Genomic DNA, 23,179 nt, shown 5'->3' on the forward strand with positions numbered 1-23,179 from the left:
TCATGTCCGCGTCAAGATCGGCAGCTGGCGGAATCGCTGCCCTGTAACAGTAAAAAGAGCGTTCGCTATGGCCGGAGCAATCGCAGGCGCCCCAATCTCGCTGAGCCCGTCCGGGGGTGCAGTGCTTCGGATCAGTTCCACCGTGACCTCACCTATATCCTGCAACTGAGGAAGGCCCATGCGGGAGATGATCGAGCGCGTGGGCATTCCCTTCGCATAAGGCACCGAAGCACCCATTGCGGAAGCCAGGCCATAAATGATGCCGCTTTCCACTTGTTGACGTGCGATGTCCGGATTGACCTGCTCCCCGCCATCTACCGCAGCGATGATCCGCCCAACCTTGAGCCGACCACCCTCGATCGCTGCCTCGACCATGACGGCGACATAAGCGCCATCTATGACATGCGTTGCCAGACCTTGACCGCTACCTTCGATACCTCCCTGCCATCCCCCCATCGATCCGACGGTCGTCAGGCAGTGTGCCAGTCGCGGGTTGCCGCCCAGCATCTGAATGCGAAAAGAGAGCGCTTCCATACCGGCAAGATGAGCCAGTTCATCGATAAAGCTTTCCGTAAAGAAGGCGCCATGAAGATGAGCATTTCCGCGTGCAAAGCCCAGCGGCAGTCCAACATCGGCGGGAAAATGATCGACCGCCCAATTCGGTAACGCATATGGCAGTTCCATCCCCGCAACAGCGAGACGGCTTGTTGCGTTGGCAGTATCACGGCTTGCTTCATGCGGTAATTTGCGATCGGCAATCCGTTTCCACGTCTGGGTCATGGCGCAAGGAGCCGCCACTTTCGCAAGCCATCCTTCAATCGCGCTGTTGCGGCCGAGCTTGGCCGCCATACGGGCATGGGCGGGAGCACTGGGACGATCCTGGATCACATCTTCCAGCCTTGACCAGAGCAGTTGGACGGGCCGCCCAACGTCTTTCGCTATCGACGCAGCCTGGATACCCACTTCAAAATCCATCTTCCGGCCGAAAGAGCCCCCGGCATGCAGGGGGTATAGCACCACCTGCTGCTCAGGCAGATCGAGAGCATCCGCTATCGCGCTACGCGCGAGTGCAGGTGCTTGCGCAGGCATCCATATCTCGGCGAGACCGTCGGTAACACGCGCGGTCGCGCAAGGAGGCTCCAGCGCCAGATGCAACCCCGGAGCAACGGTAAACTCGCTGGCCAGGATGGTGGCGTTATCGAAAAGCGGCTTGAGATCGCCACGCGAATACAGCCGCCGACCATCCGATCCCGAAAAGGCCCCTTCAAGCGAAGCATCAATGCTGGCGCTGCTCACCGGCGTGCTCGATAATTCAAAAACCGGATCGCTAAGATCAAGCGCCTTGTTGGCGGCCCACCAGTTGGTTGCGACAGCGGCCACCCACCGTTCGGTGCGCACCAGCTTGATAAAGCCGGTGACGGACTTTGCAGCCTGCTCGTTCACCCTTGTGAGCACGGCATCGCCGATCGGCCCCTGCCGGATGGAAGCGAAAACCATGTCCGGCAGCCGGACATCAGCAGCGAAATTATGGCTGCCATCAATCTTCGAAGGCGTGTCGAGGCGCGGCAAATCCTGCCCGAAGAGCCGGTCAACCTGATCTTGGCGGAACGGCAATATCTCGGGCAGTTCGAATTCCGCTGCTTCGGCGGCGACCTCGCCGATCTTCAATGTGCGCTGGCCACCATCAGAAATGATGCCGTTCTGGATGTCGCAACTTTCCCATGACACGTCCCAGCGCGCCGCAGCGGCCTGACACAAGAGCACGCGCGCGGCGGCGCCTGCTTCCTTATAGGCTTTGTGGAACATTGGCACTGACGTCCCAGCGCCAGTCAGCATCAAAGCACGCCGCGTCGCATACTGCTCGATCGCCCAATTGCCGACGCCACCCGCCAGCCTCGACCAGTCGTTCGCAAGCCACTCGCTGGCTAGCAACGTGTTTGCATAGAGCGGGCTGATGGGCGCGCTTTGCACGCCCACGGTACGCCAGTCCGCACCCAGCTCATCCGCCAGTATCTGTGGCAGCAAGGTCGTCACGCCCTGTCCCGTCTCGGCTTGCGGCACGACCACGAGTACCCTGCCTGCCTTATCGATCTTCAGAAAGGCATTGAAGACGGTTTCGCCGGGCGCGGTGTTCAGATTTGGGCGGTAGCTGCGCGGCCATGCGCCCCAGGCCAGCAGCAGGCCAGCCGACGCTCCAGCGCCTACTAAAAGCGTACGCCGATCAAGCCCCCTTGCCGTGCCTTTATGATTTGCCTGCCTCCGCAGTGCGCGCGTCATGAGGACGTTGATAAAGAGGCTTGCGGCAGCTGGAAAGCGCTAAAACGCGTGGACCTGCGGGATATTGAAACGGGGAATGTCGATGGCGGGGCAGCGATCCATGACGACCTTCAATCCGGCAGCCTCCGCGCGCCGAGCGGCAGCCTCATCAATTACCCCCAACTGCATCCACACCGCCTTGGCCCCTGCGGCGATCGCATCGTCCACAGCCTCCCCCGCTGCTTCACTGCGACGGAAGATATCCACCATGTCGATTGGAACGCCGATGTCGGCTAGGCGTGCCCAGACAAACTCCCCATGCACATGCTCTCCCGCAATCTGCGGATTGACCGGCAATACGCGATAACCATGGTTCTGAAGGAATTTCATGACGCCATAGCTTGGACGGCCGGGCCGATCAGAGATGCCAACCAAAGCGATGGTCCGCGTTTCCCTTAAAAGGTCGGCAATTTCCTGCGGCAGCGTCAGCGGCATGTCCTTGGTTCCTTCTCGGCCATCCTAAAGACGCGGGATGCGATGAACCGTTCCCAAACGCCGCCTTTAGCCCCGTAACCAGGCCGCCACTTTGCTGGCGATTGCAAGGAAAGCCTCGCCAGAGGCATCTTCCGTCGCTGCTGGAGGGTCGCCCGCGTCCGACCGGCGCCGAATGTCTATCGCCAAAGGAATACGCCCGAGGAAGGGCATGCCCATGGCTGAGCCAGCCGCTTCCGCCCCACCCGCGCCGAAAGGATCGGATATCTCACCGCAATGCGGACAGCTATACCCGGCCATATTCTCCACCAGCCCGATCAAGGGCACCTGCGTCTGCTCGAAAAGGCTGACCGCGCGCGTGGCATCGAGCAAAGCCAGGTCTTGAGGCGTCGATACGATCACCGCTCCCGCAGGCTTATGCTTTTGCACCATCGAAAGTTGCACATCCCCGGTCCCCGGCGGCATGTCCACGACCAGCACCTCAGTCTCGCCCCAATCGGCATCGATCAGCTGCGAAAGCGCATTGCCCGCCATAGGCCCGCGCCAGGCCAGCGCCTTGCCGGGTTCGACCAGGTGCGCCATCGACAGCATCGGAATGCCTAATGGGCTTTCGACGGGGATCAAATGCTTGTCGCGCGCTTGGGGCTTTTTATCTTCGCTGGCCATTAGCCTGGCCTGCGACGGTCCGTAAATATCGGCGTCCACCAGACCTACCGCAAAACCCATTCGTTTGAGGCCAACGGCAAGATTTGCCGAGAGGGTGGATTTGCCCACTCCGCCCTTGCCGGATGCAACGGCAATGATGCGGAGAGCCTTTCTTTCTGCTGTCATGGCGATCCGCACATCCTGCACACCTGCCACCGACAGCCCTCCTTCCCTGATCGCCGCAGCGACGGCATCCCGCCGTTCGGGGGAAAGGCCGCCGACATCCAGCGCCAGGCTCATGATTCCATCCTTGATCCGGGGCGTGCTGGCGCGGCCATCGGTCAAGGTCTTCAGGCGGGCGGCGAAACTCTCAAGATCGGTCATGACAGCGCCTCCTAGGCAATAATCGTTGCGAAGGGCACTGTTTTTCGCGACCCAGCCTTCCTATAGAGACGGAATGAAGAGATTTTTCGGGTGGATGCCTGGCATCGCTAGCGCAATGGTCCAAGGCCCTTGGGGCGGCAAAAGCGACGGCCCGGGTGGCGATGAAGGTCCGGGCAAGGGAAGCGATGGCGGCCCCCGGAATCCCTGGACGCAACCGGGGAAGACCTCAGGCGGCAAGGGGCCTTCCGCGATTGAAGAACTGCTGCGCCGCAGCCGGGAAAGCTTCGGCCAGGGCGGTGGCGGCGGGTTTGGCAACCTCCCACCTCGACCAACCGGAAAGACGCTTTGGCCCGCTGCCGTCGGCATCCTCATCTTGCTGTGGCTCGTGCTCACTTGCTTTCACCGCGTCGGCCCGCAGGAGCGCGGTGTCGTGACGCTGCTCGGCAAATATAGCCGGACCTTGTCGCCGGGGATCAGCTTGACGCTGCCCGCGCCCTTCGAGAATGTAACTACGGTCGATGTGGAGGAAATCCGGGCCATTGATATCGGTTCACCCAGCGCGCAGAGCGAAAATCTGGTACTGACCGGCGACCAGAATATCATCGACCTTGCTTACTCGGTTCGCTGGAATATCCGCAGTCCTGAGCTTTATCTGTTCCAGCTGTCCGACCCTGATGCAACGGTTAGGGAAGTCGCCGAAAGCGCCATGCGATCGGTTGTCGCCAGCGCCAGCCTGGACGACGCGTTGGGCGCGGGCCGTACTGAAATCGAGCAGCAGGTCGAACAGCGGATGCAGGCGATATTGGACGGATACAGGTCCGGTATCCGTGTGCAGGGCGTCGCGATCAAGCAAGCCGATCCGCCGACGGCGGTCAATGACGCGTTCAAGGCTGTCTCTGCGGCGCAGCAGACGGCCCAAACATATCTGAACGAAGCGCGTGCCGCCGCGCAGCAGGTTACCGCCAAGGCCCAAGGCGAGGCTGCGGCATTCGACAAGGTGTATGAGCAATATAGGCTGTCGCCCGACGTGACGCGCCGCCGCATGTATTACGAAACCATGGAGGGCGTCCTGTCCAACGTCGATAAGACGATCGTCGAAAGCGGCAATGTCACCCCGTTCCTGCCGCTACCGGAATTGAAGCGGCGCGCGCAGGGGGCGTCCGCTTCTTCCGGCTCCGCCGCTGCGGAAGGGGGCCAATAATGCCGACGCTTATTCGCCATCCCGTCGCTTTGGCGCTATCGGTCATAGCTCTGCTGCTGCTCATCGGCAGCACCGTTGCCATCGTGCCCGAAACCAAGCAGGGCGTGATCGTGCGCTTTGGCGATCCGAAGAAGATCGTGAACCGCTATCGTGCCAACGAAGAGTTCGGCAAGACCGGTGCGGGCGTCATATTGCGCTGGCCGTTCATCGATCAGATTGTCTGGATCGACAAGCGCGTCCTGTCGGTCGAAATGGAAAGACAGCAAGTGCTGTCGACGGATCAGCTTCGGTTGCAGGTCGACGCCTTCGCGCGTTATCGGATCGTCGATCCATTGCGCATGTATATTGCGGCAGGGAACGAGGAGCGCGTTTCCGATGCCCTGCGGCCGATCCTGGGTTCGGCGCTCCGGAACGAGCTTGGCAAACGTCCCTTCGCTGCGTTGCTGTCGCCCGAGCGCGGCCAGGTCATGGACAATATTGAGGCCGGTCTCAATCGCGTAGCCCGTCAATATGGGGCGCAGATCGTCGATGTACGGATCAAGCGGGCAGACCTGCCCGACGGCGCTCCGCTGGAAAGTGCTTTCACCCGGATGCGAACCGCCCGTGAGCAGGAAGCGCTGACGATCAGGGCTCAGGGCGCGAAGCAGGCGCAGATCATCCGCGCCGAAGCCGATGCGAATGCGGCGCGCATTTATTCGGAAAGCTTTGGCAAGGATCCGCAATTCTACGATTTCTATCGCGCTATGCAGGCCTATAGGCTGACCTTTGCGCCCGATCGGCCGGGCTCGACGACGATGGTGCTGTCGCGCGACAATGAGTTCCTGAAACAGTTTCAAGGCAAGGATCGATAACCGTGGAATGCGGAAGAGGGTTGTAGATCATTTCGGAACCAGCTTCATTCAATGAGGGTTAAGGCTGGGCGGCGCATCCGACTCTACCCAGAGTCCCGCCTTTCCTTCGCCAAAGTTCACGAGAGGACCGTCACGAGTGCGTTACGCTTATGCCCTTACCGGCGCCCTGCTGCTTGGTGGCACCGCCATCGCCGTAACCTCCAGCCCGAATGTCGGCGCGCAAGTCGCGCAAAATGAGGGCATGCAGGCCGCCGCGCCAGCAGGCGCCCCTGCCAGCCTGGCTGACATGGTCGAAAAGTTGCAGCCTGCCGTCGTCAATATTTCCACACGACAGCGCGTTCAGGTTCAAAACCCATTCGCTGGCACCCCCTTTGGCGATCTGTTCGGCCAGGGCCAGAGCGGCAAGCCGCAGACCCGCCAGGCCCAATCTCTCGGTTCGGGGTTCATCATCTCGGCCGATGGTTATATCGTCACCAACAATCACGTGGTGTCCGCAGGCGCCGAAGGCGCGTCGGTGGATGCGATCACGGTTACCCTCACCAATCGCGAGGAATATTCGGCGAAGCTGATCGGCCGTGACCCGGCGACCGACATCGCGGTGCTGAAGATAGAGCCGAAAAAGGCGTTGCCGTTCGTCAAGTTCGGCGACAGCACGAAAGCGCGCGTCGGTGACTGGGTCATCGCCATCGGTAACCCGTTCGCCTTGTCGGGCACCGTGACCGCAGGGATCATCTCTGCCGTCCATCGCGGCACCGGCGGCACCTACGACAAGTTCATCCAGACCGATGCGTCAATCAATCAGGGCAATAGCGGCGGCCCGATGTTCGACATGCGCGGCAATGTGATTGGTATCAACAGCCAGATCCTTTCACCCTCTGGCGGCAACGTTGGCATCGGCTTTGCGATTCCGTCCGAACAGGCGGCGCCGATTGTTGACACGCTGCGGAGAGGGCAGAGCGTCAAGCGCGGTTATCTGGGGATCCAGATCAGTCCGCTGGGCGAAGACCTCGCCGATTCTCTGGGTCTTGCGAAAAATCGCGGTGAATTCGTTCAGGGCGTGGAACCGGGCAAGGGCGCCGACCGCGCCGGTATCAAGGCGGGCGACGTCATCGTCAGCGTGGCTGGGCAGGAAGTGACGCCGGACCAGAACCTGTCATCCATCGTTGCATCGCAGCCGATTGGCTCCCGCGTGTCGATCGTTCTGCTCCGCAATGGTCAACGTCAGACCGTAACCGCCATCGTCGGCCAGCGTCCGTCAGAGGATGAACTCAATAGCTTCGCCCAGCAGCAAGATGATGACTTCAATCAACAGCAGGATGACCAATCTAGCGGCGGACAGGCGACGCAGCAGTCGTTGGGCATTTCGGCCATTCCGCTCACGCCCAACATCGTTCGCCAGTTGGGCATTGCGGCGGATACGCGTGGAATCGTGATCACCGCAGTGGATTCTTCGACTGACGCAGGAGCAAAGGGCCTGCGCCGGGGCGATGTGATCATCACCGCCAACAACCGGCCCGTGGCTAGCCAGGCAGAACTGGACGCAGCCGTGCGTCAGGTGTCGTCGCAAGGACGCAACGCCATCCTGTTGCAGGTTCTACGTCGCGGCCAGCCTGCCGTATTCTTGCCTGTGCGCCTGCGGGACAAATAACCCGGCAACAGCGCATCGGACGACCATAGCGGGTCGCGCTTGCCGGAAGTCCTGTCTCGCCTTTAAGATGGCAAGACAGCACTTCCGACGGGCGCGGCCCGCCGCTTTTGGGGAGCATGACGCATGAGCGACGGCATTTTCATCGGTCTTGGCGCGGCGGACAAGGATGGCGGCATTCCACAGACGCTCAACCTGCGCCGGGCCAATCGTCATGGACTGATTGCAGGCGCTACCGGAACTGGCAAAACAGTAACGCTACAAGGTATCGCCGAAAGCTTTTCCGCACTGGGTGTCCCGGTGTTTCTTGCCGACGTGAAGGGTGATCTGTCGGGCATCGCGATGGCTGGTTCACCGACCGCTAAAAACGCCGACAAGCTGGTCGCTCGCGCAAAGGAGATCGGCCTGGAAAATTACAGCTATGCCGACAATCCAGCGATCTTCTGGGACCTGTATGGCGAGCAGGGGCATCCGATCCGCACCACGGTCAGCGAAATGGGGCCACTGTTGCTGGCCCGGCTCATGGGCCTGAACGAAACCCAGGAGGGTGTACTCTCCATCGCGTTCAGATATGCCGATGATGAAGGGCTGTTGCTACTTGATCTCGGCGATCTCCAGGCCATGCTGGCCTATTGTGCGGAAAATGCCGACGAACTGTCCAGCCGCTATGGCAATGTGACCAAGGCGAGCGTCGGCACCATCCAACGCCAGTTGCTGCAACTGGACAGCCAGGGCGGCGGCCATTTCTTTGGGGAACCGGCGCTCGACATTCACGACTTCCTGAAAGTGGATGATCAAGGGCGCGGCTATGTCAACATTCTGGCCGCCGACAAACTGATGCAGAGTCCCAAGCTCTACGCGACCTTCCTGCTCTGGCTCCTGAGTGAGCTTTTCGAGACGCTTCCCGAGGTCGGAGACCCGGAAAAGCCTGTTTTGGTCTTCTTCTTTGACGAAGCGCATTTGCTTTTTGACGACGCTCCCAAAGCCCTGACGGACAAGATCGAGCAGGTCGTTCGGCTGATCCGTTCCAAGGGCGTGGGCGTCTATTTCGTGACCCAGAACCCGATCGACATTCCCGAAGACGTGGCAGGACAGCTCGGCAACCGCGTTCAGCATGCACTGCGCGCGTTCACCCCGCGTGATCAAAAGGCCATAAAGGCCGCAGCCGAGACATTCCGCGTCAATCCGGACTTGGACGTTGAAACGGCGATTACGGAATTGAAAGTCGGCGAAGCGCTAGTCTCGCTGCTTCAGGAGGATGGCTCGCCCGGCATCGTCCAGCGCACCCTGATCGCCCCGCCCCGTTCACGTTTGGGGCCGGTAGACGCAAAGGAACGGGCGATCATTCAATCCATCTCCCCTTGCGCGGGCAAATATGATGACGCGATCGATCGCGAGTCCGCTGAGGAGATATTGGCCGCCCGCGGTCAAGCCGCCGCTGCTGCCTCGCAGGCCGCCAAGGCGAATGCTGAAGCAGACAAGGCCGCCGCCGTGCAAGCAAAATTGGAGGCCAAACAGCGGGAAGTAGAACTCAAGGAGCAGGCAAGGCGCGACGCGGCCTCCGCGCGTGAGGCGGCCAAGCCCTCTGCCCTCGACCGAGCTGTTCAGTCAGCCACCCGTTCGGCTGCCTCTTCGGTCGGGCGGCAGGTTGCCAATGAGCTCGGCCGGGCGGTATTTGGAGGAACCAGCCGCCGCTCCTCGTCAGGCGGCTTGGCGGGACAACTTGTGCGCGGCATATTGGGTAGCCTTTTCAAATAAAGGCCAACCGCAGAGGAGGCATGATATGCATATCGGTAACATGGCTATTTGCGCCATCAGCCTGACAATTACCTTGCCTGCCCACGCGCAGGATTATCGCGATCTGCACCGTGCGGCCGATGCAGCAATTGTCAGCGATATCGTTCGTGACCGGCAGGAGGAACGTGACGCGAGGCGGCAACCTTATGCCTCTCCTCGATATGGCTCCATCCATAGCGCAGCCGCAGCGCGCAATGCCTGCGCGGCCAAGGCCCGTCAGGAAGCAGGTCCGGGTGCACGCATATTGGGTCGCGTCGAAGCGAGATCCATGTCGACTGGATGGGAGGTCGAAGGATCGGTCGGCCCGGCTGATGACCGCCGGTCTGTTCCCTTTATCTGCTCGGTTCGCAATGGGTCGGTGAGTGGGATCCTGCTGGACCCCGACCGCTAAAATAACGAGGGGGGACGAAAGCGAGAGTTTCGCGGCTGCAAAAACTGCTTTTGCCATTCTCTACCGCTGTAATTGCGTAATGCGGTGCAGGCGGTAAGGAAATCATATGAAGGCCCCCGCCGACTCCCGTCACCCGCTGCGCTTCGGCGATTTCCGCGCCTATCTGATGGGGCGGCTGGCGGGCGTACTGGCCCAATATGGCATGATGACCGTGCTTGGGTGGCAGGCGTACAATATCGCACGCGAAAGTATGAGCACGTCGGGCGCCGCCGCTCAGCTCGGCCTGATCGGGTTGGCGCAGTTCGTGCCTCTTTTCTTTCTGACCCCGCTTACCGGTTGGGTCGCGGATCATTTCGACCGCCGCGCCATTGCGCGCCTGACCTTGGCACTGCTCATGGCAGCGTCGGGATTGCTGGCTTTTGCAACCTATGAAGGCTGGGTGAGCCTGCCCCTGATTTTTGGCATCGCCGGCGTGGTGGGAATTACGCGCGCGTTCAATGGGCCTGCCTACAGCGCCTTGGCGCCCAACCTAGTGCCGCGCGACGTGCTGCCCAATGCGATCGCGCTGTCCAGCGTTGCATGGCAGGCAGGGATGATCATCGGTCCCGCCTTGGGTGGTTATGTCTACGCCATGACGCCCTGGGGCGCTTATGCTCTTACATCGCTACTGTTCGCGATTGCCCTTTGGGGCATGTTGCTGATCGGTCCAGTCAAACAGCCGCCGCGCGACACAAGTCGTCACCCGGTCCGGCAGATGCTTGACGGCTGGACTTATGTGCGATCGAACCGGCTCGTGCTGGCCACCATCACTCTGGACCTGTTCGCGGTACTGCTGGCAGGAGCGACGGCGCTTTTGCCCGTTTACGCACGCGACATATTGAAGGTTGGATCGGCGGGGCTGGGACATCTGGCCGCGTCTCCCGCTATCGGAGCGGCCATCGTCGCGCTTTTCTTCTCCTTTCGACCCATGCGATCAGAGGTCGGATTGAAGATGCTGGGCGCCGTCATGATCTTCGGGCTGTCGACGATCCTGTTTGGCGCCACTGCCTTCATTCCCCGCAATATTGCCATGGAGATCGGCATAGGTGCGCTGGTGCTGCTGGGCGCTGCGGACATGGTGTCTGTTTACGTGCGCCAGTCGCTGATCCAGCTTCACACGCCCGATGCGATGCGGGGCCGGGTATCCAGCCTTTCACAACTCACCATTTCGGCGTCGAACGAATTGGGTGAAGCGGAGTCAGGCTTCCTCGCCGCGCTGGTTGGTCCCGTTGCGGCCGTGATTGGCGGCGGGATAGGCGCTATAATCATCACAATTTTATGGGCGCGGCTCTTTCCCGAATTGCGCCTTGCACGTACCTTTGACCCACCCGACCTAAGGGAGGCCGAGATCAGCCAGGAGAAGGCCAAATGAAAGCTGCCAATATTCTCGAAACCATCGGCAACACACCGCATATTCAGGTGAGCCGCCTGTTTGCAGACGCGCCTGAGGGCACCGAAGTCTGGATCAAATCGGAACGCTCCAACCCGGGCGGATCGATCAAGGACCGTATCGCGCTTGCGATGATCGAAGCTGCCGAGGAGTCGGGTGATCTGAAACCCGGCGGAACCATCATCGAGCCGACGTCTGGCAATACGGGCGTTGGCCTGGCCATGGTCGCGGCGGTGAAGGGTTACAAGCTGATCCTCGTCATGCCGGAAAGCATGTCGGTGGAGCGGCGCCGGTTGATGCTGGCTTATGGCGCATCCTTTGATCTGACTCCTCGCGAGAAGGGCATGAAGGGCGCGATTGAACGCGCGCTGGAGTTGATCGAGCAAACGCCCAATTCCTGGATGCCGCAACAGTTTGAAAATGCCGCGAATATCGACGTGCATGTTCGCATGACCGCGCAGGAGATCGCGACAGATTTTGCGGACAGCCCGCTTGACGCTCTGATTACTGGGGTCGGTACGGGCGGTCACATCACGGGCGTTGCGGAGGTACTCAAGAAGCTGTGGCCCACCCTGAAGGTCTATGCGGTTGAGCCTACCCTTTCGCCAGTGATCAGCGGTGGACAGCCGGGTCCCCACCCCATTCAAGGTATCGGCGCTGGCTTCATCCCCGCGAACCTGCACACGCAGTTGCTCGACGGCGTGATCCAGGTCGATCCGGCCGATGCCAAGGAATATGCCCGCCGCGCGGCGCGGGAGGAAGGCATGCTTGTGGGCATCTCGTCCGGAGCAACCCTGGCAGCAATCGCGCAGAAGCTGAAGGAGCTTTCGCCCGGCAGCCGCGTTCTAGGCTTCAACTATGATACTGGCGAACGCTATCTGTCGGTGCCTGACTTCCTGCCCGAATAGGATGGCGCAGGGTCAGGAATGATCGACGCTTCTACCAGCAGCCAGCCACATCGCGCGATGTGGCTGATCTGGCTCCTGCTATTTGCCGGTTTGCCTGCGCTGGTGGCGCGGTGGGATGCACGGGCGCCTGCTGCCGATGCGGCACGGGCGGCACTGGTTCAGCGCGCGCTGATGAAGCGGCCGACCACAGCGGCACCCGTTGTGCAGCCGGTGGAGCTTTATACGCTGAATCAGGATCAGGCGCGGGCGTTCAACGGGGCTGTGCCTTTCTCGCGGCTCCCCAATCCGGCAGCGCGGCCGTTTGTGTTCACTGGCTCGGAAAGCGACCTGGCGCGGGCCACGGACTGCCTGGCGGCCGCGCAGCTTTACGAAGCGGGCGATGACGCGGTGGGCGAGCGCGCGGTGGCGCAGGTGGTGCTGAACCGGGTTCGGCACCCCGCTTTCCCCAAAACGGTGTGCGGGGTCGTCTTTCAGGGGCAGGAACGATCGACCGGCTGTCAGTTCACTTTCACCTGCGATGGCGCGCTGGCGCGGACGCCGGGGGAAGAGGCATGGAACAGAGCGCGAGACATCGCAAAGGCCGCGCTGGCGGGCAAGGTGTTCAAGCCGGTCGGCTATGCCACCCACTATCATACGGATTGGGTGGTGCCCTATTGGAGCGGCAGCCTGGACAAGATCACGGCGGTGGGGACGCACCTTTTCTTCCGCTGGCGGGGGTGGTGGGGAACGCCGCCCGCTTTCCGCTTGGCGCGGGATAGTGTGGAGCCGGTGATTGCGCGGATCGCCCGACTGTCGATGGCGCATCAGGACGGGAGCAGCGAGGGCCCGGGCGTTCTGGCTCCGGGTGGGAGCAGTCTGGCGGCTTTGACGGCCAAGCCGCAAGAGGCGATCGGCGCGGACTCGCTGGGCCGGATAATGGGCGGCGTAAGGTTGATCGCGATCGCGCCGGGAGCGCGGAGCTTTCTGGTGGAACTTGGCAAGGGGACGGCGCCCGACAACTGGCCGGTGATGGCGCAGACTTTCTGCGCGGGGCGGCCGGAGTGTCGGATTATGGCTTGGCGGGCGGGGAGCGCTCCGAGTGGGTTTCCGCTGTCGGGCGATCAGATGGAAAGCATGAGCTTTGCCTATATTCACAATAGCGGGACGGGATTGCAGCGGGCCTTGTGGAATTGTGGGCAGACGGCGCGGGAGAACAAGGGAGAATGCATGCGGCAGCGGGTGCCGGTGGAGCAGGTGAATGTTCCGCCGCCGCTGAACGGAGTGCGGCGGAAGGAGCGGTTTGAGACGGTGACGATCGTGCCGCCGGTCAAAGTCATGAATGAAATGGCGAATTAAACGCGTTTTTGGGGGTTTCCTATTTTCCTATTTTTGGGAGGGGCCTTCCCTCTCCCTCCGGCGGGGGCGGGGGCGGTTAGCCAATGCGGGGAATGTGTAGTTAGAAGTCCGGCGCTACGGCAGTCGGGTAGTTGATCAGCACAAATTGGCCGTGAAGAGACTGACCGCTTTCAAGCGGCCAAATTTGAATAGCTGCCGTTCAAGGCATTAGGTGAACGCGACGAGCGCCAACGAAACGAGAAGCTCAGGCCACCACAGGCTGTAAAGCGTTCTCCGTGTCTCTGAATACGATCTCGCGCAGCATCGCCGGATCGAGGTAGTCCGCCAGCATATTGCCGCTTTCGAGACTCTCACGATTCAAGACACCGATCGCCTGTCCGACAACTACCTCCCAAGGTTTGCTGCATTCTAGTATCGCGCAGACAAGCTGCCGGATATTCTTGATCTTTGTATGTCTCAGGCGGTCGGTTGATGCGACTAATTGTTGCATGCTGGCAAGGTCGCGATGGGTAGCATTGGCACCGACCCATTGCGCGGCTGCTGCAACAAACTCTTCCCAAGTCTTGTTCATGACCGCAAGGCATTGGTCGGTCAGCAACGTATTTTCGATAGCGTAGCACCGCAGGCGATACCGCTTAATCGGCGGCTGATGTTCAAGCGGTTCATCTATCACGCCATCGCCATCGCGCAGCGAGAAGCCGACAGGGTTGTCATAGAGTGTGCCCAGCAGTTCGCCGCAGAACGTCTCGACTTCTCCTTGCTGGTTGACGCTGCCTGCCAACACTGGAAAGATTCTGATCCCGCCTTGCGATGTGCGGGCGGCCTGTTGCCAAACTCGCTCGTCGTCTTCGCCTTCGAGAATGAGTGGAGCGTCTTGGCTAAGCGCAAGCGATAGCGGATGGCCGAAGAAAGGAGCGGCCTTACGAAGTTCAACACTCGCCGGCTTCAACTGAACCGTTTCGACCCCGAAGCTCTTCGTTCCAATCGACACATAGTCAGAGTCCGCGAGCGAACTGATCAAGGGCGTGCTGTGCGTTGAGATGCAGACGGCAACTCTATCAATTTGATCCGCAAACTCATCTAGCATGCCGATGATCAGTTTGCCGAGGCGAGCCTGAAGGTCGGGGTGCAGATGCACGTCCGGCTCGTCGAGTAGCAAAACATTCATCTTCTTGGGATCGAGTGCGTCGAAAAAATAGAGGATTTCCGCAGCTAGAGCGACGGCCTCAGATTCGCCGCTACTGATCTGATCGGGGCTGATCACGGCATTGTCTACAAGTGATCGAAACTCGTAGTCGGATGAACCTTTTTCCAAGGATATGTTCGTCAGCAAGCGATTGATTTTGCTGAGGCGATCATTTCGGAACGTCCTGGAGTGATCATCTCTGATCGTTGGATCTTCTTCCAGACGCCGAAGGTAGTTTGTTTCGGCGTCACGAAAGAGCATAGCCGACGCGGACTTAAAATTGTCGACCTGATTCTTGGATCTCACGCTCCGGATCCAGTTTGCATTATTGCTCATATTGGTCATGACATTGCCGTCACGCTTAAATGAGCCGGCGCGTTCAGGACTGACATACCGAATATGGAATTCGTCAGCCTGACTCAATGTCGAGTCGATATCGCGGAGGAAACGGCTTTTACCCGCACCGTTACGGCCCACGATGACATTGAGATTATTCAAACCTGAGAGCAGGGCGGTTTGCCCGTTCAGTTCGCTTAATTGCAACACAAAGCCCCTCGACGGTCCGGATATTTATGACTCCATAATGGCAATACTTGACGAAGTGCTAGTCTGATTTTTCCCAAAGACTGTCTTTCAGGTAGTGATAAGGGCATGCCGGGTTCGTCCTAGGGCCGTCCTTCCTTCCGGCCGATCAGCGCCCTCAGCGAGTGACCGCTTATGGGTGGGGCGTCCGAGCAGGTAAATATCCGAGAATGGCGCCAAGCACCCATACCCAGCAATCCCCAACAAAAAAAGGGGCCGCCGGGCAGGCGACCCCTTCTATCCTCTCCGCTTATGCGGGCAGAGTTATGTGTCAGTCGGCCTTCGACTGAAGGTTGACGGCTGCGTGCTTGCCGCGGCGGTCTACTTCGAGTTCGAAGTCCAGGCGGTCGCCTTCGTTGAGGGCGGACATGCCTGCGCGTTCGACTGCGCTGATGTGCACGAATGCGTCAGGCTGACCATCGTCGCGCTGGATGAAGCCGAAGCCCTTCATGGCGTTGAAGAACTTGACCGTGCCGCTGGCGCGTTCGCCGGTCAGCTGACGCTGCGGGCCACCACGATCGCCGCCGCCGAAGCCGCCACGGTCACCACCGAAGCCACCCGGACGGGGTTCGCGGGGTTCACGCGGACGATCGACGACCGGAAGGGGCTCGCCCTCGATCTTGAGGTCAGTTGCCGAAATCTTGCCGCCACGGTCGACCAGGGTGAAGCCGAGCTGCTGACCTTCAGCGAGGCCAGTGAGGCCTGCCTGCTCAACGGCGCTGATGTGGACGAACACGTCTTCCGCGCCGTCATCACGAACGATGAAGCCGAAGCCCTTTTGACCGTTGAAGAACTTTACAACGCCGGTGCCTTCACCAACGACCTGGGCAGGCATGCCGCCGCCGCCGCCACGGCCGCCGCCGAAGCCGCCACCACCGCCGCCGCCGAAGCCGCCGCCGCCGCCGCTGCGGAAGCCACCGCCGCCGCCACCGCCGAAGCGATCACCGCCGCCGCCGAAGCCGCCGCGATCACCACCGCCGAAACCACCACGATCTCCAAAACCACCGCCGAAGCCGCCACGATCGTTACCGCCGCCGTAAAAATTGTCGTCGCCAAAACCGTCGCGCTTGTCCTTGCCGCGCCCGCCGCGGCGACCTCTATCAAAACTCATGCCCTGTTGGTCACTTTCGCTTCGCCCCCGACTAAATCGGACAAACATGCCGGGCGAAATGACATGCAGAATCCACCGCACGGATGCGGGTTTGAGAATCACTATATCAACTTTTCAGCCATGCGCGAATGATTTTAGCCCGATTGCCGCCACATTCGCCCGAATGAACCAGCGTGGGGCATTTTGGCAGCGCCGAAAAAGCGTCGATTGAGTTACCGCCGCTTTCGCCATAGAGGGGTTGGATGACAGTATATTTCCACGAAGAGGACCTGCCCGCAGACGTCCTTGCCTCCGGCCCCGTCGCCGTCGATACCGAAACCATGGGCCTTATCACGCCGCGCGATCGCCTGTGCGTCGTGCAGATCAGCGATGGCAAGGGTGACGAGCATCTGGTGCGATTCATGCCGGGCAGCGATTATGCCGCGCCGAACCTGCGCGCGGTGCTGGCCGATCCGGCACGATTGAAGCTGTATCATTTCGGGCGTTTCGACATCGCGGCGATCAAACATTATCTGGGCGTGGTGGCAGCGCCCGTCTATTGCACGAAGATCGCTTCACGCCTGATCCGCACCTATACCGACCGCCATGGGTTGAAGGAACTGGTGCGCGAATTGCTGGGGCAGGAAATCAGCAAGCAGCAGCAGTCGAGCGACTGGGGTTCCCCCACCCTGTCCGACGCGCAGAAGGATTATGCGGCGTCCGACGTGCGGTATCTGCATGCGCTGAAGGCTGAACTCGACAAGCGATTGATCCGCGAAGGGCGGATGGAACTGGCGCAGGCCTGTTTCGATTTCCTTCCTCACCGGGCCGAGCTGGACCTGGCGGGATGGCCGGAGATCGACATCTTCGCGCATATGTAAGGGGCTTAGAAGCGCTTTCCCATGTCCATACAGGCCGATCAGCAACGTCATGTCAGGCGCCATTGGGCGCGGCCGGGTGGCAGCCATGACAGGCTGGTCGCGCGGCTGAAAAACTGGTTGCCGGTGCTGGTGGGCGTGCTGGCGGCGTTGTTGGTGATGGCGCCCTTTACCGGCGGGGACAAGGTGAGCTTCGTACTCGACAAGAACAAGGTCGAGGTGGCGAAGGAGCGGATGCGCGTGAGCGAGGCGCTGTATCGCGGCGAGGACAGCAAGGGGCAGCCCTTTTCGTTGCGCGCCGGAAGTGCAGTGCAGAAAAGCTCTCGCGAGCCGATCGTGGACCTGAATGACATGTCGGCGCGCATCCTGCTGTCCCAAGGCCCGGCCGTGCTGAACGCGCGCAAAGGGCGCTATGACATGGACAAGGAACGTGTCGCGGTGGACGGGCCGGTGCAGTTCGAGGCGGCGGGCGGATACAGGCTGACGACGCGGGACGTGGGCATCGACCTCAAGAGCCGACGCATGCGCAGCGCGGGGCGCGTCGATGGCCGGATACCCATCGGCACGTTCAGCGGCGACCATCTGGACGCTGACCTGAACGCGCGGACGGTTACGCTCAATGGCAGGGCGAGCTTGCGCATCGAACAAAATGGCATCAAAGGGCAAAAGTGATGAAAAGATCGCTGATTTTGCTGTCGAGCGCTGGCGCCTTGGGCGCGGCCATGGTTTTCGCGGGCGCCGGGGCGCAGGTGCTGAAGAATCATGACAGCAACGCGCCGGTAAACTTCACCGCCGACCGGATCGAGGTGCAGGACCGCGCCGACCGCGTCGTCGTCTCGGGCAATGTCCAGGTGACGCAGGCGGGCATGACTCTGAACGCCGCACGGATGACCGTCGCTTACCGCAATGGTACTGGCGGAAATGGTGTGGAGGTCGACCGGATCGACGCTTCGGGCAATGTCATCGTGACCAAAGGGAACGAGACGGCGCGCGGCAATGTGGCGATCTATGACCTTAACAGCCGCCTGATCACGATGCTGGGCAATGTGACGTTGACGCAGGGGGCCAATCGGCTGACCGGCGGGCGGCTGGTGATTGACCTGACCAGCGGTCGGTCGACGGTGGACGGGCGGTCTTCCGGCGGCGGCGTGCCGGGGGTTTCGGGCGGATCGGGCCGTGTGTCGGGCACCTTTACCGTGCCGCAGCGGAAGAATTGACGCTTTACCAGTGCTGATGCGGTAGGGGCCGGGGAGCGTTTTCCTGCGCCCAGGCGGGCGTATGCGCGTTAATAAACATGGCATTTTTGGGGCAAAATGCTACTATCGGGATAGCGGGGTCGCCTCTTTCGATTCTGCGAGGTCCATCATGTCACGGTTGCAGATGGCGGCGGTTGCTGCCTGTTGTTTTGTTGCGCTCTCTTCCGGCCAGGTAGCCGCCTCCGGTCCAAATCAGTGCTGGCAACCCTATGAAATAGAAGCGGCGAAGGTCCGGGATCTGCATGTGATGCTGATGCTGGGGGCTTTGCGTTGCAAAGGCGTGAACAAGGAGATCGAGGCGAAATATTCCGCCTTTGTCGACAAGAAGATGGGCCTGCTGAGCAGCTATAATAATGTGCTGAAGACGCGCTTCATGCGGGTGAACGGCATTGCTGATGGGCAGCGCGCCTATGAGCAGTTCAACACGAAGCTGGGCAACGGCCATTCCGGGACGGTGCAGACGGGCAGCAATTGCCAGATGACCGAGACGCTGCTGACGCTGGCGACCGAGGCGCAGGACAGGGAATTGCCGCAGCTGGCGACGAACTTTTCCGAAAGCGCGCTGGGGATTGATGCGGTGTGCGAGGCGCAGCCGGTGGTGACGGCGGCGGGGACGGCTCGGGTAGCGTCGGCTTCGGTAGCGGCTTCTGCGGTGGGTGCGGCAGAAGCTGGAGGGACGGGCCGGGTCGATGCTCCGCACGAGGCGATCACGGCTGCGGGAGTGACTGTCGCGAAGACGGGGGAACCGACTGGGCGGTCAGGTTCCGCGGCGGCAGCGCTGGAAGCGGCGGCGGTCGCTTTGCAAAATGCGGCGGCGAGCCTGAAGGCGCAGGCTGCGGCTCCGGAAGCGGCGGCGGACAAATCTGTTGCCGCGCCCGAGGCGAAGCCTGCCGTGCTGCAACCTGTGACGGCCAGCGCAACACCCGTGGGGTGAGCGGCGTCGTTTGACAGGTGCAATCGGAAGCCGGGGAGCGCCCCCCACCCAAACCCTCCAAACGAGTCACGTGCCTCGTTTGAACCTGAAGGGGAGAGGCTTTTTGGATTGTGGCAACGTTTAGGGCCGTTGGTCCCAGTTGTAGAGGGTAACGGTGCCGTCAGGCGCGACGGCCAACTCGCCATAGGCTCCGGTGCGCAGCTTGAGCGAGGCGGGCGAGAGGCCGAGCGCGAGCAGGGCGAAGCGGGCGGCGCCGTTGCTGGTGACGAGCAGGCCTGTCCCCTCCCCGCTTTGCGCGAAATAGCTTTGCCAGGCGGCGATGCGGGATGGCGCGTTCACGATCCAGCCGGGGGGTGGGATGGCTTGTTCGTCCCATGCGCCAAGCGCCTGTTGGCCGATGCGGGCGAGGACTTCGGCTTCGGGACGGCCTTCGTCAGGGCCGTGGTCGATTTCATCGAGCCAGGGAAGCGTGCCGGTGACGGGCTGGTTGAGCGCGGCGGCGATGCGGCTTGCGGTCTCGCGCGCGCGGCTGAGGGGGCCGCTGTGGATGCGGCAGGAGGGGAGGCTCTGCGCGGCGAACCAGTGGCCGAGGCGGTCGGCCTGGGCGCGACCGCTTTCTACGAGGGGCAGGTCGGTGCCCGCGCCTATGCGGCAGGCGGTGGCGCTGCTTTCGAAGGTGTTGCCGTGACGGATGATGAAGATGCGGCGCATGAGGTCAGGCGGGCGTGGGGTCGCCATGGGTGGCGATGAGGGCCTCTACGCGCTGAATGTCGGCCTCTGTGTCGATGCCGGAGCTGTCGAAGATGGGCGGGTCGACCGCGACCGTGGTGACCGGGATGCCGAGTTCGAGGAGGCGGAGCTGTTCCAGGCCTTCCAACTGTTCGAGCGTGGTGGGGGCTGTTTGTTCGAAGCGGGTCAGGGCTTCTAGCGTGTAGCCGTAGAGGCCGACATGGCGCCAGACGGGCGAGAGTGGCTGGCTGTCGCGCAGGGCCTGTTCGTCGCGGATGGCGGGGATGATGGTTTTTGAGAACCAGAGCGCGCGGCCATCGGGTGCGCGGGCGCAGGTGGTGCCGCTGAAGGGCGAGCGGAGCTTATGATCGCGCAGGGCGGCGAGCGCCTGCCAGTCGAGGGCGATGACGGGGGTTGCGACCTCAGCGCCTGCGTGCAGCGCGCGGATGACAGCGCTTAGGGCGCCCTGCGGCTGGAAGGGGGAGTCGCCTTGCAGGTTGACGACGAAGCGCGGGGGAGCCGGGCGCTGGAGCGCGGCGGCGAGCGCGCGGCCGGAGCCGGTCGCGATCGCGCTGTCCGTCATGGCGGCGGCGCAACCTGCGGCATTGGCGTGATCGGCGATTTCGCGGTCGTCGGTCGCCACCACCAGTTCCGCGTCGGCGAGGTCGGCGATGGCGGCGCGCGCCATGGCGATGGTCCGGTGCAGCAGCGTGCGCCCGGCGATCAGGCGCAGGGGCTTGCGCGGCAAACGGGACGAGCCCGCCCGCGCCGGAATGACGATGATGCTGTTCAGGCGACCCCGGCGTGCAGCAGGTCGTGCATATGGACGGCACCCGCCAGCCGCCCGCCTTCGCAGACGAAGAGCAGCGTGATGTTATGCATGTGCATCAGGCGCAGTGCTTCAGAGGCGAGATCGTCAGGCCCCACGGAAAGCGGGGGCACGGTCATGAACTGGCCGACGGTTTCGGTCAGTTGCCGCGTATCGGTGAGGGTTCGCCGCAAGTCGCCATCGGTGAAGGCGCCGATCAGTTCGCCAGCGCTGTTGACGACCGCCGTGCCGCCAAGGCGCGCGCGCGTCATTTCGATGGTGGCGTCGAGCAACGACGCATCTTCGGCGACGCGGGGGACATTGTCACCGGCCGCCATCAGATCGCGCACCTTCAGCAACTGCGCGCCAAGGCGGCCATTGGGATGGAATTTGTGGAAGTCATCGGCCGAAAAGCCGCGCATTTCCATGAGCGCGATGGCAAGCGCGTCGCCAAAGGCCATCTGGACCGTGGTGGAGGTGGTGGGCGCCAGTTCGTTGGGACAGGCTTCCCGAACGGCGGGCAACAGCACGCAGACGTCGGAAGCGCTGGCCACCGTGCTTTCCGCGCGAGCCGTCAGGCCGAGCAGCGGAATGCCGAACCGCTTGCAATATTGGATGATGGGGCCGAGTTCGTTGGATTCGCCCGAATGGGACAGCATCAGCACGATGTCGTCAGGCGTCACCATGCCAAGGTCGCCATGACCTGCATCGGCCGGATGCATGAAGAGCGCGGGCGTGCCGGTCGAGGTCAGGGTCGCCGTCATCTTGCGCGCGACGATGCCGCTTTTCCCCATGCCGGTGACGATCAGGCGCCCGCGCACGCTCATGATCATACCAGCGACGCGCAGGAATATCGCGGCGAAATCACGGTCGGAGAATTTCGCCTCCAGCGCGTTCAGTCCCTGGGAAGCGACAGACAAGGTTCTACAGGCGGTTTCCACGATCCGGCTGCCAGAGCCAAAAGGCACAATTTTCGATAGTGTCGACACAAGTTCGCCCTTTTTTCCATGACGCACGGCAGGTTTTCCTGATCGATGCTGCATGGCGGCGGCCGCCATCCGGCGCTCCACCCTAAACCTCATTATAAGCGACCCATTTCGGCTCGAAGCCGTCCCGGTGACGGGAATAGAACCGTTAACGGCAGAATGGCAATTCAATTTGCCAATATGAGCGAATATTTGCGCGCCTTTATTGCCACATATCCTGCAAATTATTGCTTATATGTTGAGGGTTGGAACTTTCCCCCGAGGCGCGCGTAGTGCCGGGTTTTGCCCGGTTATCCTGCGTGATAGTCGCGATACCAGGACACAAATCGAGGGACGCCGACCTCTATGCCGGTGGTCGGCGCGAAGCCGATATCCTGGGCAATCGCGCTGATGTCCGCGAAGGTGGCGGGCACGTCGCCCGGCTGCATCGGCTGAAAATCTATCTCTGCCTTGCGCCCGATCGCCTGCTCCAGCACCGATATGAGATGCATCAGCTCTTCGGGCCGATTGTTGCCGATATTATACAGCCGGTGCGGCGAACGGCTGCCGCCCGCCTTTAGCGATCCATCATCCGCAGGCGCGTGATCGAGGCAGCCGATCACCCCATTCACGATGTCGTCGATATAGGTGAAGTCACGCTGCATCCGGCCATGGTTGAACACGGGGATCGGCTCCCCCGCCAGGATCTTCTTGGTGAAGATCCACATCGCCATGTCCGGCCGACCCCAGGGGCCATAAACGGTGAAGAAGCGCAGCCCCGTCATCGGAATGCGGAAGAGATGGGCGTAGGTCTCGCTCATCAATTCATCGGCGCGCTTGGTCGCGGCGTAGAGCGAGACGGGATGATCGGCGCGATCCTCCACGCGGAAAGGCAGGCTGTCATTGCCGCCATAGACCGAGGAGGACGAGGCATAGACGAGGTGCCGCACCCGCCGTTCGCGCGCCAGTTCGAGCATGTTGACATGCCCGGCGAGATTGGAGCGGACATAGGCATGCGGATTGATGAGCGAATAACGCACGCCCGCCTGCGCGCCCAGATGAACGATCGCCTCCACCGTCTGCCCTGCGAGCGCAGCGTGCAGCGCGTCCATGTCGGCGAAATCCAGTTCGGCGAAGGTGAACAGCTTTCCATGCCGCTGTTGCAGCGCGGCGATCCGGTCGCGCTTCAACGAGACCTGATAATAGTCGTTCATATTGTCGATGCCGATCACCGCCCGCCCGGCGGCAAGCAGCTGGTCGGCGACGGCCATGCCGATGAAGCCAGCCGCCCCGGTGACGAGGATGGTCATGCGGCCACCACACTATGTGACAGGATCAGGTGGGTCGCCATGGGAATCTCTTTCAGCCGTCGCGGGTTAGCCCCATCGTTAACAGACAATCCGACGCGCGATGTAAA

21 protein-coding genes are annotated in these 23,179 nt (G+C 61.6%); 12 read left to right on the plus strand and 9 right to left on the minus strand.

Annotation, left to right across the window (positions count from 1 at the left end; translation table 11 throughout):
- From ACZ5U1_RS09000 to ACZ5U1_RS09010, 3 genes are all read right to left on the minus strand, one after another.
- Entirely contained in the window at window positions 1-2,277 is a 2,277-nt protein-coding gene (locus ACZ5U1_RS09000; protein WP_464778119.1) for a molybdopterin cofactor-binding domain-containing protein, read from the minus strand.
- A gap of 39 nt (window positions 2,278-2,316) precedes the next feature.
- The gene (locus ACZ5U1_RS09005; RefSeq protein ID WP_464778120.1) at window positions 2,317-2,751 is read right to left on the minus strand and encodes a CoA-binding protein; all 435 of its coding nucleotides are present in this window, start codon (window positions 2,749-2,751) and stop codon (window positions 2,317-2,319) included.
- A 66-nt stretch (window positions 2,752-2,817) separates the two neighbouring features.
- Entirely contained in the window at window positions 2,818-3,777 is a 960-nt protein-coding gene (locus ACZ5U1_RS09010) for an Mrp/NBP35 family ATP-binding protein (RefSeq protein WP_464771246.1), read from the minus strand.
- A 73-nt stretch (window positions 3,778-3,850) separates the two neighbouring features.
- Between ACZ5U1_RS09010 and hflK the strand changes: the two genes are divergently transcribed.
- The 8 genes from hflK to ACZ5U1_RS09050 all read left to right on the plus strand — a co-directional run bounded on the left by hflK (window position 3,851) and on the right by ACZ5U1_RS09050 (window position 13,334).
- Window positions 3,851-4,978, plus strand: coding sequence for an FtsH protease activity modulator HflK (gene hflK / locus ACZ5U1_RS09015; protein WP_464778121.1), 1,128 nt, complete (start codon window positions 3,851-3,853; stop codon window positions 4,976-4,978).
- Entirely contained in the window at window positions 4,978-5,829 is an 852-nt protein-coding gene (hflC, locus tag ACZ5U1_RS09020) for a protease modulator HflC (RefSeq protein ID WP_196224459.1), read from the plus strand. The genes hflK and hflC overlap by 1 nt, the downstream gene beginning before the upstream one ends.
- 136 nt (window positions 5,830-5,965) lie before the next feature.
- A complete protein-coding gene (locus ACZ5U1_RS09025; RefSeq protein WP_449474036.1) occupies window positions 5,966-7,477 on the plus strand; it encodes a Do family serine endopeptidase in 1,512 nt (503 codons plus the stop codon).
- A 123-nt stretch (window positions 7,478-7,600) separates the two neighbouring features.
- Window positions 7,601-9,232 carry a helicase HerA-like domain-containing protein gene (locus ACZ5U1_RS09030; protein WP_464778122.1) on the plus strand — a complete coding sequence of 544 codons (1,632 nt, stop codon included), beginning with the start codon at window positions 7,601-7,603 and terminating at the stop codon, window positions 9,230-9,232.
- Between the two features lie 25 nt (window positions 9,233-9,257).
- Window positions 9,258-9,662, plus strand: a complete 405-nt coding sequence (locus tag ACZ5U1_RS09035) for a hypothetical protein (protein WP_464778123.1) — start codon at window positions 9,258-9,260, stop codon at window positions 9,660-9,662.
- 106 nt (window positions 9,663-9,768) lie between these two features.
- Window positions 9,769-11,073 (plus strand): MFS transporter, encoded by a 1,305-nt coding sequence (locus ACZ5U1_RS09040; RefSeq protein WP_464778124.1) that lies wholly within the window; start codon window positions 9,769-9,771, stop codon window positions 11,071-11,073.
- Window positions 11,070-11,999 (plus strand): cysteine synthase A, encoded by a 930-nt coding sequence (gene cysK / locus ACZ5U1_RS09045; protein ID WP_464778125.1) that lies wholly within the window; start codon window positions 11,070-11,072, stop codon window positions 11,997-11,999. Before ACZ5U1_RS09040 ends, cysK begins: the two co-directional genes overlap by 4 nt.
- Before the next feature lie 18 nt (window positions 12,000-12,017).
- A complete protein-coding gene (locus tag ACZ5U1_RS09050) occupies window positions 12,018-13,334 on the plus strand; it encodes a cell wall hydrolase (protein WP_464778126.1) in 1,317 nt (438 codons plus the stop codon).
- Between the two features lie 244 nt (window positions 13,335-13,578).
- Here the strand turns inward: ACZ5U1_RS09050 and ACZ5U1_RS09055 are convergent, their stop codons facing one another.
- Both ACZ5U1_RS09055 and ACZ5U1_RS09060 read right to left on the minus strand, forming a co-directional pair.
- Complete coding sequence (locus ACZ5U1_RS09055) at window positions 13,579-15,063, minus strand: AAA family ATPase (protein ID WP_464778127.1); 1,485 nt, start codon at window positions 15,061-15,063, stop codon at window positions 13,579-13,581.
- 310 nt (window positions 15,064-15,373) lie between these two features.
- Window positions 15,374-16,213 carry a cold-shock protein gene (locus tag ACZ5U1_RS09060; RefSeq protein ID WP_464780004.1) on the minus strand — a complete coding sequence of 280 codons (840 nt, stop codon included), beginning with the start codon at window positions 16,211-16,213 and terminating at the stop codon, window positions 15,374-15,376.
- A gap of 242 nt (window positions 16,214-16,455) precedes the next feature.
- On the opposite strand from ACZ5U1_RS09060, the gene ACZ5U1_RS09065 reads away from it, so the two are divergent.
- The 4 genes from ACZ5U1_RS09065 to ACZ5U1_RS09080 all read left to right on the plus strand — a co-directional run bounded on the left by ACZ5U1_RS09065 (window position 16,456) and on the right by ACZ5U1_RS09080 (window position 19,260).
- Window positions 16,456-17,073, plus strand: a complete 618-nt coding sequence (locus ACZ5U1_RS09065) for a ribonuclease D (protein ID WP_464778128.1) — start codon at window positions 16,456-16,458, stop codon at window positions 17,071-17,073.
- A 21-nt stretch (window positions 17,074-17,094) separates the two neighbouring features.
- Window positions 17,095-17,742, plus strand: a complete 648-nt coding sequence (locus ACZ5U1_RS09070) for an LPS export ABC transporter periplasmic protein LptC (protein ID WP_464778129.1) — start codon at window positions 17,095-17,097, stop codon at window positions 17,740-17,742.
- Window positions 17,742-18,287, plus strand: a complete 546-nt coding sequence (locus ACZ5U1_RS09075) for an LptA/OstA family protein (RefSeq protein ID WP_464778130.1) — start codon at window positions 17,742-17,744, stop codon at window positions 18,285-18,287. Before ACZ5U1_RS09070 ends, ACZ5U1_RS09075 begins: the two co-directional genes overlap by 1 nt.
- Before the next feature lie 148 nt (window positions 18,288-18,435).
- Window positions 18,436-19,260 (plus strand): hypothetical protein, encoded by an 825-nt coding sequence (locus tag ACZ5U1_RS09080; protein WP_464778131.1) that lies wholly within the window; start codon window positions 18,436-18,438, stop codon window positions 19,258-19,260.
- A 120-nt stretch (window positions 19,261-19,380) separates the two neighbouring features.
- Here ACZ5U1_RS09080 and ACZ5U1_RS09085 read toward each other — a convergent pair whose 3' ends face one another.
- From ACZ5U1_RS09085 to ACZ5U1_RS09100, 4 genes are all read right to left on the minus strand, one after another.
- A complete protein-coding gene (locus ACZ5U1_RS09085) occupies window positions 19,381-19,971 on the minus strand; it encodes a histidine phosphatase family protein (protein ID WP_464780005.1) in 591 nt (196 codons plus the stop codon).
- Window positions 19,972-19,975: 4 nt separating this feature from the next.
- On the minus strand, window positions 19,976-20,737 hold the full coding sequence (locus tag ACZ5U1_RS09090; RefSeq protein WP_464778132.1) for a cytidylyltransferase domain-containing protein: 762 nt from the start codon (window positions 20,735-20,737) through the stop codon (window positions 19,976-19,978).
- A 41-nt stretch (window positions 20,738-20,778) separates the two neighbouring features.
- A complete protein-coding gene (locus ACZ5U1_RS09095; RefSeq protein WP_464780006.1) occupies window positions 20,779-21,786 on the minus strand; it encodes a KpsF/GutQ family sugar-phosphate isomerase in 1,008 nt (335 codons plus the stop codon).
- A gap of 287 nt (window positions 21,787-22,073) precedes the next feature.
- Window positions 22,074-23,072, minus strand: a complete 999-nt coding sequence (locus ACZ5U1_RS09100; protein WP_460986619.1) for an NAD-dependent epimerase/dehydratase family protein — start codon at window positions 23,070-23,072, stop codon at window positions 22,074-22,076.
- Between the last annotated feature and the right edge of the window lie 107 nt (window positions 23,073-23,179).

The organism is Sphingobium sp. TomTYG72, assembly GCF_055394715.1.

Bases quoted from the DNA above. Each gene is read 5' to 3' on its own strand.
- ACZ5U1_RS09000 (WP_464778119.1), bottom strand. From the start codon at position 2,277: ATGACGCGCGCACTGCGGAGGCAGGCAAATCATAAAGGCACGGCAAGG.
- ACZ5U1_RS09005 (WP_464778120.1), bottom strand. From the start codon at position 2,751: ATGCCGCTGACGCTGCCGCAGGAAATTGCCGACCTTTTAAGGGAAACG.
- ACZ5U1_RS09010 (WP_464771246.1), bottom strand. From the start codon at position 3,777: ATGACCGATCTTGAGAGTTTCGCCGCCCGCCTGAAGACCTTGACCGAT.
- hflK (WP_464778121.1), top strand. From the start codon at position 3,851: ATGAAGAGATTTTTCGGGTGGATGCCTGGCATCGCTAGCGCAATGGTC.
- hflC (WP_196224459.1), top strand. From the start codon at position 4,978: ATGCCGACGCTTATTCGCCATCCCGTCGCTTTGGCGCTATCGGTCATA.
- ACZ5U1_RS09030 (WP_464778122.1), top strand. From the start codon at position 7,601: ATGAGCGACGGCATTTTCATCGGTCTTGGCGCGGCGGACAAGGATGGC.
- ACZ5U1_RS09035 (WP_464778123.1), top strand. From the start codon at position 9,258: ATGCATATCGGTAACATGGCTATTTGCGCCATCAGCCTGACAATTACC.
- ACZ5U1_RS09040 (WP_464778124.1), top strand. From the start codon at position 9,769: ATGAAGGCCCCCGCCGACTCCCGTCACCCGCTGCGCTTCGGCGATTTC.
- cysK (WP_464778125.1), top strand. From the start codon at position 11,070: ATGAAAGCTGCCAATATTCTCGAAACCATCGGCAACACACCGCATATT.
- ACZ5U1_RS09050 (WP_464778126.1), top strand. From the start codon at position 12,018: ATGATCGACGCTTCTACCAGCAGCCAGCCACATCGCGCGATGTGGCTG.
- ACZ5U1_RS09060 (WP_464780004.1), bottom strand. From the start codon at position 16,213: ATGAGTTTTGATAGAGGTCGCCGCGGCGGGCGCGGCAAGGACAAGCGC.
- ACZ5U1_RS09065 (WP_464778128.1), top strand. From the start codon at position 16,456: ATGACAGTATATTTCCACGAAGAGGACCTGCCCGCAGACGTCCTTGCC.
- ACZ5U1_RS09070 (WP_464778129.1), top strand. From the start codon at position 17,095: ATGTCCATACAGGCCGATCAGCAACGTCATGTCAGGCGCCATTGGGCG.
- ACZ5U1_RS09075 (WP_464778130.1), top strand. From the start codon at position 17,742: ATGAAAAGATCGCTGATTTTGCTGTCGAGCGCTGGCGCCTTGGGCGCG.
- ACZ5U1_RS09080 (WP_464778131.1), top strand. From the start codon at position 18,436: ATGTCACGGTTGCAGATGGCGGCGGTTGCTGCCTGTTGTTTTGTTGCG.
- ACZ5U1_RS09085 (WP_464780005.1), bottom strand. From the start codon at position 19,971: ATGCGCCGCATCTTCATCATCCGTCACGGCAACACCTTCGAAAGCAGC.
- ACZ5U1_RS09100 (WP_460986619.1), bottom strand. From the start codon at position 23,072: ATGACCATCCTCGTCACCGGGGCGGCTGGCTTCATCGGCATGGCCGTC.